Genomic DNA, 274 nt, shown 5'->3' on the forward strand with positions numbered 1-274 from the left:
CGAGGCAGAGATGCGTAGCTGATGGGAAGCAGGTTAATATTCCTGCACCGTCGTATGATGCGATGGGGGGACGGATCGCGGAAGGTTGTCTGACTGTTGGAATAGTCAGTTTCTGTCTCATAGAAGGTACTTAGGCAAATCCGGGTACGCAATTCAAGGGGATGGGACGAGTGCACTTGTGCACGAAGCAATCGGAAGTGGTTCCAAGAAAAGCCTCTAAGCTTCAGTCATACGAGACCGTACCGCAAACCGACACAGGTGGGCGAGATGAGTA

1 rRNA gene is annotated in these 274 nt (G+C 51.8%); it reads left to right on the forward strand.

Annotated elements, in window-relative coordinates:
* A 23S ribosomal RNA gene (locus tag MRBLMS1_RS18870) occupies positions 1–274 on the forward strand; the annotation flags it as partial.

This window comes from Massilia sp. LMS1-1-1.1, assembly GCF_040815535.1.
GTDB classification, from domain to species: domain Bacteria; phylum Pseudomonadota; class Gammaproteobacteria; order Burkholderiales; family Burkholderiaceae_D; genus Janthinobacterium; species Janthinobacterium aestuarii.